This is a genomic window from Streptomyces candidus, assembly GCF_014207445.1.
GTDB classification, from domain to species: Bacteria; Actinomycetota; Actinomycetes; order Streptomycetales; family Streptomycetaceae; genus Streptomyces; species Streptomyces candidus.
This window is the reverse complement of sequence record NZ_JACHEM010000018.1, coordinates 74,783-83,941: the sequence shown is the minus strand read 5'-3', so window position 1 is coordinate 83,941 and position 9,159 is coordinate 74,783. Positions and strand designations below refer to the sequence as shown.

Below are 9,159 nucleotides of genomic sequence, written 5' to 3'. Positions count from 1 at the left end.
CAGAAGGGCGTCCAGGTCTGTCTTCACACACTGACCAACGGACGCCCTTCGCCATGGTCGCGACCAGCACAAACATCGGACTCATTCATCTAGGCGAGGAGGACGGGGCCCTCCCGTCCGGGGGCTGACGGCGGACCGGGTGCCGTGCATAGCATGCGTGGCTGTGACGCACACATCTCCGTGTCACCATCCGCCCGAGGGGAATTCAGCGTGCGTACGAAGGTACTTCCCACCCTGTTCTGCGCCGGTCTCATAGCCGCCACCAGCGTGCTCACCGGCAGTGGCGCCACCGCGGCGGCCGCCGGCACCGTCACCGGCCCTGCCGCGCAGGCGGCCCTGGGTGACGGCATCCGCGCGCAGCTGGAGAGGATCACGCGGGTGACGGTCGTCTCGGAAACCGAGAAGGAGGGCCGCCCCTTCTTCACCCTCACGTTCCGGCAGCCCGTTGACCACGACAACCCGCGCCGCGGCACCTTCGAGCAGCAGTTCACCCTGTGGCACAAGGCGGAGACCGCCCCCATGGTCCACTACACCGGCGGCTACACCCTGTCCTCCAGCACCCGCGAGCTGACCCGCCTCCTGGACGCCAACCAGGTCAGCGTCGAGCACCGGTTCTTCGCCAAGTCCGTTGCGGCGGGGCAGATCGACTGGCGCAAGCTGACGATCCAGCAGCAGGCGGCGGACGAGCACAACATCGTGCAGGCGATGAAGCTGATCTACCGGGCGAAGTGGCTGGGCACGGGCGCCAGCAAGGGCGGCATGACGCAGGTCTACCACGAGCGCTTCTACCCGCAGGACCTGGACGCCGTCGTCGCGTACGTCGCCCCGAACGACGCGAACAACCGCGACGACCACGTCTACGACCGGTTCTTCAGGACCGTCGGCACCGCCGAGTGCCGCACCGCCCTGGACGCCGTCCAGCGCGAGATGCTGGTCCGCCGCAAGACGATCCTGCCGCTCTTCGAGGCCACCTCCAAGGAGCAGGGCCTCACCTTCCAGCAGCTCGGCTCCACCGACCGGGCCTACGAGTTCTCCGTCCTCGACCAGGTCTGGAACTTCTGGCAGTCCGGTACCCACACCGACTGCCCGACCGTGCCCGACGCCAGGAAGGCCACCGACCAGGAGCTCTACGACTGGTCGCTGGGCCACGGTCTGAGCATCTACTCGGACGCCGACGCGGGCCCCGCGGGCACCGGCCCGTACTACCGCCAGGCCGCCGCCCAGCTCGGCTGGGCCGACCTCCGGTTCCCGCACCTGCGCGACGTCCGCAACCACCCGGACATCTACCAGCCCAACTCCCTCCTGCCCGCCGGCATGCGGACCTCGTACAGCGGCCGGGACGCCAAGGACGTGGACCGCTGGGTGAAGACCCGCGGCGAGCGCATGATGTTCGTGTACGGGCAGAACGACCCGTGGAGCGCCGAGCGGTACCGCCCGAGCAAGCACGACTCGCACCTGTACGTCGCGCCGAACACCAACCACGGCGCGCTCATCTCCAAGCTGACGCCGGAGCAGCGCGCCGAGGCCGAGGCGACGGTCAAGCGCTGGGCCGGGGTGCAGTAGCCGGGCGGCGAGCAAGGGTGCGGTGCGGGCCCGCGCACCGCACCCGGCCGCTACCTGTCCAGCGCCGCCTCCATCATCTTCTGCGCGACCGGCGCGGCGAGGCCGTTCCCGCTGACCTCCGAGCGGGCCGCGCCCGAGTCCTCGACGAGGACCGCCACCGCGACCTCCTTGCCGGTCGACGAGTCCTTCGCGTACGACGTGAACCAGGCGTACGGCGTCTTGCTGTTGGCCACTCCGTGCTGGGCGGTGCCCGTCTTGCCGCCGACCTCCGCGCCCGGGACGCGGGCGTTGGTGCCGGTGCCGTCCTCGACGACCGTGACCATGGCGCTGCGCAGCTGCTCCGCGGTGCGCTCGGAGACGATCCGCTTCGTGCCCGCGCCGTCCCCGTGCTTCTCCAGCACGTCGCCGCCCGCGCCCGTCACCTCGGACACCAGGTGCGGGGCGGCCAGTTCACCGCCGTTGGCCAGGGCCGCGGAGACCATCGCCATCTGGAGCGGCGTCGCCGTCACGTCGAACTGGCCGATGCCGGTCAGCGCGGTCTGCGCCTTGTCCAGGCCCGTGGGGTAGACGCTCTCGTACGCCCGCACCGGCACGTCCAGCTCGTCCGTGTTGAAGCCGAACCTCTCCGCCATCGCCCGCACCTTGTCCTGCCCGAGGTCGACGGCCAGCTTGGCGAAGACGTTGTTGCAGGAGTACTTGAGCGCGGTGCGCAGGCTCGCGTTCTCGCACGGGGCGGAACGGTTCTCGTTGTGCAGGACGGTCCGGGTGCCGGGGAGGGTGTACGGGTCGGGGCTGGACGTCGGCACGTCCACGGACCCGTACAGTCCGTTCTCCAGTGCCGCGGACGCCACCACCAGCTTGAAGGTGGAGCCGGGCGGCAGCGGCTGGCGCATCGCCCGGTTGGTCATCGCCTTGTCCTCCTCTTCCTGGCCGTTCAGCCTCTGCCAGGCCGCTCCGTCGGCCTGCCCGCTGATCGTCGAGGGGTCGTACGAGGGGGTGGAGACCATGCCGAGGATCCGGCCGCTCTTCGGGTCGATCGCGACGGCCGCCCCCTTGCTGTCGCCGAGGGCCTGGTACGCGGCCCTCTGCACGGCCGGGTCGATGGTGGTGACCACGTTGCCGGGGCGGGGGGTCCTTCCGGTCAGCAGGTCGGACGGGGTCCTGAGACGGTCGTCGGTGCCGTCGAGGATCTTGCCGTAGATCCCCTCCAGCTGGGTGGCCCCGTACACCTGCGAGCGGAAGCCGGTCACGGCGGCGTACAGCTTGCCGTCGGTGTAGGTGCGCTTGTACGCGAGGTCGCTGCCCTCCGTCTTCTTCGATCCGGTGACCGGGGACCCGGCCACGATGATGTTCCCCAGCGGCTGCGCGTACTGCGCCACCACGTTCCGCCGGTTGTTCTTGTCGTTCGCGAGGGCCTTGCCTTCGTACGCCTGCACCCAGGTCACTCGCACCAGCAGGGCGAGGACGAGCAGCAGGCAGAAGGCGGCGGCGTGCCTGATCGTCTTGTTCATCCTGTACGCAGGACGAGCGGGGCCCGGGCACGAGTTCCGTTACGCCCCGATTCTCATGCTTTCCTCATCCGGTGCCGCCCGCCGGTCCGTCCGCTCGCCCGCCTGTCAGCCGGGGCGGATGAATCCCGACTCGTACGCCACGATCACCGCCTGGGTACGGTCCCTGGCCCCGGTCTTCGCCAGCACCGCCGCCACGTGGGTCTTCGCGGTCGCCGCCCCGAAGCCCAGGGCGGCCGCGATCTCCGCGTTGCTCAGCCCCTTCGCCAGCAGCCGCAGCACCTCGGCCTCCCGGTCGGTGAGCCGCGCCGCCCAGGGCGGGGCCGCCGGGTTCCGGGTGCCGTACGCGGCGGCCAGCGCCCGTACCGCCGCAGGGAAGAGGAGGCTCTCGCTCCGGGCGACCAGGCGCACCGCCCGCACCAGGTCCTCGGCCGCCGACCGCTTGAGCAGGAAGCCGGCCGCGCCCGCGCGCAGCGCGTCGTACACATAGGAGTCGTTCTCGAAGGTGGTGACGACGACGATCCGGGGCGGGTCGGCGTGCGTGGCAAGGATCTGCTCGGTGGCGCGGATTCCGTCGATCCCCGGCATCCGTACGTCCATCAGGACCACGTCCGGCCGCAGCGCCCGCACCACCGACACCGCCTCCGCGCCGCTGCTCGCCTCACCGACCACCTCCAGGTCGGGTTCGGCGTCGAGGATGACGCGCAGGGCGGTACGGACCATGCGCTCGTCGTCGGCGACGACGAGACGGACGGAGGTGGGGCGGGCGCAGGCGGGGGGCGCGCAGGCGGGTTGGGCGGAGTCGGGATGCGTGGGGCCGGGATGCGCGGGGCGCGGTTCGGCGTCGGGGGTGTTCATCGGCCGTTCCCGTCCCGGTGGTCCTCGCGGTGTGCGTTCTCGTCCCCCGGGCCCCGGGCGGCGGGGAGCCGCCCGCCCGTGAGGGGCAGCCGTGCCACGACGCGCCACTTCCCATGGTGCGGGCCGGCCTCCGTGCGGCCGCCCAGCAGGATCGAGCGTTCGGCCACGCCGCGCAGGCCCCGGCCTCCCCCCGGGCGTACCGCCGGGGCCTCGGGGGGCAGCGGATTCTCCATCACGATCTCCAACTCCTCGTCCAGCACGCTCAGTCGCAGTGTCACCGGCGCCGCTCCGGCGTGCCGCAGCGCGTTGCTCAGCCCCTCCTGCACGATCCGGTACGCCTCCCGGGACACCTGATCCGGCACCTTCGCGAGGTCGCCGTCCCCGCTGAGCGCGACCTGTACACCGCTGCGGGCCAACAGGTCGTCCAGGGTCTCCAGGGACGGGCCGGCGATCCCGGCCGCTTCGTCCTCACCACGCCGCAACACCCCCAGTACGGCGTCGAGTTCGCCGACCGTACGCCGGGTGGTCTCCTCGATCGCGGTCAGCGCCTCCCGTACGAACTCCACGTCCGACGCCCGCCCGCTGTCCAGCACCCGGCGTGCGGCCCCCGCCTGGAGGGTCACCGCGCTCAGCGCGTGCCCGACCGAGTCGTGCAGCTCCCGGGCCAGCCGGTTGCGTACGGCGAGGTCCGCGGCCCGGCGCTCGGCCGCCGCCACCCGGTCGGCGGGCGTCGGTCCGAGGAGTACGGGGGCCGACCGGGCGAGCAGCTCGGCGCAGGCCGCACTCACGGCGGCGAGCGCGAGCATGGAGAGGATCCCCACGCCCGGCATGAGTGCCAACAGCCATTGCCGGCCGGCGAGTTCCGGCACGCCGTACGGGGAATCCCGCAGCGCGGGGACGAACGGCAGCACCAGCAACAGTCCCGCGAACGGCGTCAGGGCGAGGGTCGCTCCACTGATGATCCCGCCGAGCGCCAAGTGCAGCGTGAACCACCCGGAGGCCCGCAGCCGGGCCGCCCGCGTCCGGGCGGGACCCTCCGCGAGCCCGTCGCCCCGCGGCCGTACCGCCGCGGGCCCACCGTTCGCCCGTACGTCCACGAGCAGCCCGAGCGAGCGGATCGCCGCCACGGACAGCGGCCGGGCGGGGGCCAGCATGCCGAAGGCGGCGATCAGCGGCAGCGTCGCCGCGAAGGACAGGAGCTGCGTCGTCACCGAGGCGAAGGGGCTGCCGTCACCGGCCAGGGGTCCGACGACCACCATGGCGAGCAGGTAGAACGGCATCAGCAGGGCGCCGCCGACCACCAGGTGCAGCCAGCCGACCCGGGCCCGCCGCCCGAACAGCCTCCTCCACAGCGCCCGGTGCGTCATGCCGTGTGCCGCTCGTGCAGTCGCAGGAGGAAGACAGTGCCGCCCACGAGGGCAAAGAGAGCGAGGATCACCTCGGCAGCGTAGGACACCAGCGTCAGCGTGGCGGGTGTGTCTGCGGCAGCGCCCGCGAACGGCAGGGTGACGAGCATCCACCCGGCCGTGCAGCCGACCGCCCCGGACGTCACCCAGGCGGCTGACAGCACCACCTTGACCGGCAGCCCGCTCCCCGTACGCTCCCCCTGTTCCGTGCGCCTGCCCCGTCCCGGCCGCAGCAGGAGCGCCAGCACACTCACCGCGCACCACACGGCGAACCCCGCGTGCACACCCTCCACGATCCGCAGATCCACCGACAGCGGCCCCTCGCCCGCCGGATCCCCGCCCGCCGCCCGCAGCGCCTGCGGCACGGCGGCAGCCACCGCCAGGACGGCGACGATCCCACCCACAGCGGTCGACCCGCCGCCGGCGGTCGGGAGCTGACCGGTCCGACCCTGCCACAGGTGCGCCCAGCGTTCCTTCGCGTACAGCACGAACAGCGCCCCCAGCGCGATGCCCTGCACGATGAAGCCTCCGTACACCACGCCGAAGACCCACGGATCGAGGAACGACGCGCTGCCGTCCGGGGCAGGACCCTCCCCGTCCCCGCCAAACGCCTTCACCAGCAGTTGCAGCGGGAACGCGGCCATGATCGGGGCGAGCAGCCCGGTCGCCACCCACATCGGCAGCACCAGCAGCGGGGCCGGGACGCGCCGGCCCCACGCCTGCGTCAGCAGGAGCGCCAGAACGATCACGCAGGCGTCCATCACCACGGTGACGGCGTTCGCGGCGGCCATCGCCCCGGGCCGCTCCAGCAGCACGCTCCCGTCCGGGATGCCCAGCCGACCGCCCGCGATCCACAGGACCTTGAGCGAGATGTACGGCACGCAGGCGAGGACGGCGAGGGCGCGCAGAACGCGGCGGGCGGGGGTGAGCGGCAGGGAGCGGCCGGTGCGGGGCACGGAGCGGGGATCCCGGATGAGCGGAGTCGTCTGTGTCATACGCACCACACTCCCGGCCGGCCGCCCCCGCCACCTCCTGCGTACCGACGATCCGCCTCCGCCGCACGGGGGAGACGGCGCCCGGAAGCGGGCGTCCCGGGGTGTCCGTCCTCAGCCCTGCACGGCTGCGAGTGTCAGTACCACCTCGGCGATCTCCTCGCCGCGCGCGTTCGCGTAGCCCCTCTCCCGCCCCGTCACCACGAACCCGCACTTCTCCATGACGCGGATCGATCCGCTGTTGTCCGCCGCGGCCCGCCCGTGCAGCGGGCGGTCCGGCACCAGGTCGAGCAACGCCCGCAGCGCGGCGGTGGCCACCCCGTGGCCCCAGTACTCGCGGCCGATCCAGTACGTGATCTCCCGCTCCCCGGGCGGACCGAAGACCGAGGCGTGCCCGACGACGGTCTCCCCGTCGCCCACCACCGTCCAGCAGATCACCCGCGGGTCGCGCCGCACCCGGGCCCAGTGCGCGGCGAAGTTCCCGCGGTCCGCCGGAGCCTCGCTGGTGAAGGCGGCCATCGTCAGGGACGTGGTGTCGGTCATCTGCCGGTAGAAGACGGGCAGGTCGCTGTCGCGCACTTCGCGCAGGGAGATGTGCAGAGGCATGGAGGGAATGTACGTGGGCCCCGCACGGTTGGGGAGAGTGGTTGAGACTTGTTGCATCGGAGAGAAGACACATGGCCAGCCCCGCGGTCCCCCCAGTCACCGGCTCCACCCCCGCCGCGCCCCTGCGCGTCGAGATCTGGTCGGACATCGCATGTCCCTGGTGCTACGTCGGCAAGGCCCGCTTCGAGAAGGGCCTGGCGGCCTTCGCGCACCGCGACGGCGTCGAGGTCGTGCACCGCTCCTTCGAGCTGGACCCGGACCGCGCCAAGGGCGATGTCGCGCCGGTGCTGGACCTGCTGGCCCGCAAGTACGGCCGCACCCGCGAGGAGGCGCAGGCCATGGAGGAGACGGTCGCCGCGCACGCCCGCGCCGAAGGACTCGACTACCGCACCCACGGCCGGGACCACGGCCCCACCTTCGACATCCACCGCGTCCTGCACCTGGCCAAGGCGCGAGGCCGCCAGTCCGGGCTGCTCGACCTCGCCTACCGCGCGAACTTCGCCGAGGAGGCCTCCGTCTTCGACGACGAGGTCCTGGTGAAGCTCGCCGTGGCCGCCGGACTGGACGAGGCCGAGACGCGCGGCGTGCTCGCCGACCCCACCGCTTACGCCGACGACGTGCGCGGCGACGAGCGGGAGGCGGCGGAACTGGGCGCGAACGGCGTCCCGTTCTTCGTACTCGACCGCCGGTACGGGATCTCCGGCGGACAGCCCGCCGAGGTCTTCACCCAGGCGCTGGAACAGGCCTGGCAGGACCGCGCCCCGCTGAAGCCGGTGACGTCCGCCGCCGCCGACGGCGCGACCTGCGACACCGACGGAAACTGCGCCTAGACCAGGCCGAAACGGGTACGGAAAAGACCTGTGGACAAGGGAGTTGGCGCAGGGGCACAGTGGCCCGCATGACGACGCCATCGCCCCTGCGCAACCTCGCTCCCGACGAATTCGCCCCCGAGACGACGTACCTCAACACCTCCTCGTACGGGCTGGCTCCGCGCCGGACCGTCGAGGCGGTCAAGGCGCTCGCCGAGCGGAACGCCACCGGCCGCGACCACAACCCCGGCTCCTACGAAACCGTCGAGCAGGCGCGTGCGGCGTTCGGCCGGCTGCTCGGCGTTCCTGCGCAGCGCGTCGCCATCGGCGCATCCGTGTCGGCGCATGTGTCGGTGGTGGCCGCGGCGCTCGCTCCGGGCAGCGAAGTCCTGCTTCCCGAGGGCGAGTTCGCCTCGCTCGTCACGCCCTTCTCGGTACGGGGCGAACTCAAGGTCAGGTACGTGGGGCTGGAGCGCCTGGCCGGGGAAATCCGTCCGGAGACGGCGCTCGTCGCCTGGTCCGGGGTGCAGTCGGCGGACGGCAGGGTCGCCGACGACACCGCGATACGGGAGGCCGCCGCGGCGCACGGCGCGCGGACCCTGCTGGACATGTCGCAGTCCGCCGGCTGGCTGCCGACCTCGGCGGGGCTCTACGACTACACCGTGGCCGGCGGCTTCAAGTACCTCCTGTGCCCGCGTGGCACGTCCTTCCTCACCGTCTCCGAACAGGCACAGGAGTACACCCCGCCGTTGCAGGCGGGATGGCTGGCGGCCGAGGACACCTGGGCGAGCAACTACGGGCCGGTGAGTCAATTCGCGTCCAGCGCACGGAGGTTCGACACCTCGGCGGCGTTCTTGTGCTACGTGGGGGCGGTGGAGTCGCTCGCGCTCGTGGAGTCGATCGGGGTCGCCGCGATCCACGCCCACAACGTCGCCCTCGCCGACCTCTTCCGGGAGGGCGTCGCGGCCCTGGGTCACACCCCGGTGCCCTCGCCCGGGTCGGCGGTGGTGGCGGTACCGGGGCTCGGCGCGCGGGCGGAGGAACTGGCGGCGGCGGGGGTCATGGTTTCCGCGCGGGAGGGGAATCTGCGGGCGTCCTTCCACCTCTACAACGGGGTGGGGGATGTGGAGCGGGTGCTCGGGGTTTTGGGCAGCGGGGGGCGGTAGGGGCCGTAGCGCGGGGGGCTGGTGCGGGGAGTGTGGTGCGGGTCGGGGGCGCCGGGCGGAGTGGGGGACTCGGGGCCTCCGGCGGGGGGCGCACCTCCGGTGGGGGCCGCCCCCTTGCCCGCCCGTTCCGCCCCCGGGGGCGGCCCCGCCGCCCAAGCGGGCTACGGGGGTGGAGGCGGCCCCGCTGCCCAAGGCGCTATGGCCGAGCGGCCCCACGGCCCAAGGGGGACGGCGAGCGGCCCCGCCGCCCG

At 72.7% G+C, this 9,159-nt stretch carries 8 protein-coding genes; 3 read left to right on the top strand and 5 right to left on the bottom strand.

Annotation, left to right across the window (positions count from 1 at the left end; all coding sequences use genetic code 11):
- Positions 1 to 210: 210 nt before the first annotated feature.
- A complete protein-coding gene (locus tag HNQ79_RS28190) occupies positions 211 to 1,563 on the top strand; it encodes a S28 family serine protease (RefSeq protein ID WP_185035704.1) in 1,353 nt (450 codons plus the stop codon).
- Positions 1,564 to 1,613: 50 nt separating this feature from the next.
- Here the strand turns inward: HNQ79_RS28190 and HNQ79_RS28185 are convergent, their stop codons facing one another.
- The 5 genes from HNQ79_RS28185 to HNQ79_RS28165 all read right to left on the bottom strand — a co-directional run bounded on the left by HNQ79_RS28185 (position 1,614) and on the right by HNQ79_RS28165 (position 6,927).
- Positions 1,614 to 3,074, bottom strand: a complete 1,461-nt coding sequence (locus tag HNQ79_RS28185; protein WP_185035703.1) for a peptidoglycan D,D-transpeptidase FtsI family protein — start codon at positions 3,072 to 3,074, stop codon at positions 1,614 to 1,616.
- 105 nt (positions 3,075 to 3,179) lie between these two features.
- Positions 3,180 to 3,929: a response regulator transcription factor gene (locus HNQ79_RS28180; protein ID WP_185035702.1), complete on the bottom strand. Its 750-nt coding sequence runs from the start codon at positions 3,927 to 3,929 to the stop codon at positions 3,180 to 3,182.
- The gene (locus tag HNQ79_RS28175) at positions 3,926 to 5,296 is read right to left on the bottom strand and encodes a sensor histidine kinase (RefSeq protein WP_185035701.1); all 1,371 of its coding nucleotides are present in this window, start codon (positions 5,294 to 5,296) and stop codon (positions 3,926 to 3,928) included. The genes HNQ79_RS28180 and HNQ79_RS28175 overlap by 4 nt, the downstream gene beginning before the upstream one ends.
- Positions 5,293 to 6,330, bottom strand: coding sequence for a hypothetical protein (locus tag HNQ79_RS28170; RefSeq protein ID WP_185035700.1), 1,038 nt, complete (start codon positions 6,328 to 6,330; stop codon positions 5,293 to 5,295). Before HNQ79_RS28170 ends, HNQ79_RS28175 begins: the two co-directional genes overlap by 4 nt.
- A 111-nt stretch (positions 6,331 to 6,441) precedes the next feature.
- Complete coding sequence (locus HNQ79_RS28165; protein ID WP_185035716.1) at positions 6,442 to 6,927, bottom strand: GNAT family N-acetyltransferase; 486 nt, start codon at positions 6,925 to 6,927, stop codon at positions 6,442 to 6,444.
- Between the two features lie 128 nt (positions 6,928 to 7,055).
- Between HNQ79_RS28165 and HNQ79_RS28160 the strand changes: the two genes are divergently transcribed.
- Together HNQ79_RS28160 and HNQ79_RS28155 are read left to right on the top strand one after the other, a co-directional pair.
- Positions 7,056 to 7,763 carry a DsbA family oxidoreductase gene (locus tag HNQ79_RS28160; protein ID WP_185035715.1) on the top strand — a complete coding sequence of 236 codons (708 nt, stop codon included), beginning with the start codon at positions 7,056 to 7,058 and terminating at the stop codon, positions 7,761 to 7,763.
- A gap of 68 nt (positions 7,764 to 7,831) precedes the next feature.
- Positions 7,832 to 8,908, top strand: a complete 1,077-nt coding sequence (locus HNQ79_RS28155) for an aminotransferase class V-fold PLP-dependent enzyme (RefSeq protein ID WP_185035699.1) — start codon at positions 7,832 to 7,834, stop codon at positions 8,906 to 8,908.
- Positions 8,909 to 9,159: the final 251 nt, after the last annotated feature.